This window comes from Synechococcus sp. R6-10, from assembly GCF_047461815.1.
In the GTDB taxonomy this organism is placed as follows: domain Bacteria; phylum Cyanobacteriota; class Cyanobacteriia; order Thermostichales; family Thermostichaceae; genus Thermostichus.
On sequence record NZ_JANSHW010000558.1, the window covers coordinates 1 to 827 of the forward strand.

2 protein-coding genes are annotated in these 827 nt (G+C 53.3%); both read left to right on the plus strand.

All coding sequences use genetic code 11. From position 1 onward, the window contains the following. Positions 1-157 precede the first annotated feature (157 nt). Positions 158-307, plus strand: a complete 150-nt coding sequence (locus tag NW837_RS13735) for a hypothetical protein (protein WP_414332169.1) — start codon at positions 158-160, stop codon at positions 305-307. A gap of 152 nt (positions 308-459) precedes the next feature. Then, the coding region (locus NW837_RS13740) for a DUF2062 domain-containing protein (protein ID WP_414332170.1) at positions 460-827 on the plus strand (368 nt) is incomplete at its 3' end.

The following is an 827-nucleotide window of genomic DNA, read 5'->3' on the forward strand; positions in this document are numbered from 1 at the left end:
AAACAAACAGAATGCTATCGCTGCATAGTTGAACAGTGATGTTCAGCAGTGTTCAGCGTAAATGTATCAGGCCTTCAATCTTCGGAAAGTAAGCCGATGGGTACACCTGCACAGCCAAGATGGGATCCTAGATTCACAGTCTTCCCCAGAACTCCAGATGACAACTCCCCCCGAAAAGCCTGATCCCAAAATGAAATCGGGATCCCTGCGATCCGGGCTGAGCATTGCCCTGTTCCTGTTTTTGCTGGTGTTGGTTTCCTACTTGAGTCTTAACTTTCTGCTGGCCTTGGTGGACAAGCTCAGCTAACTGCTTACTTTGTAAACTGAGCAAACTGATCCCTCAGCATCACCCAGGTGCTGCCGGCCCAGATTTGCCGATAGCCCTTTGTCGCCGACGGCAGGAAAGATACACTGGATTTACAGGACTTAACACCTTCTCTCAGTTGCCCCCTTGCCACCATGAGCCCCCTCTTTTGGTTGAGGCTGCCCTCTTTCTCCTGGCCTTCGCCGGGATCCCTTAAGCTTTATTCCAGATCCTACTCTGGATCTCTACCAGGGCCGACCCTAGCCCGCCGGGATCCTTCCTGGAAGCGTTGGCTGCGCTATCTTTATCTGCGCCTGTTGCGGCTGCAATCGTCGCCAAAAGAAATTGCCCGTGGCTTGGCGGTAGGGGTTTTTGCCGGCTGTTTCCCCATCTTCGGCTTTCAAACGTTGGCCGCTCTGGTGTTGGCTGTTCCGTTTCGGGGCAACAAGCTGGCGGCGGCGGCAGGAACCTGGGTGAGTAATCCCTTCACCTATGTGCCCATCTATGCGTTTAACTACCAGGT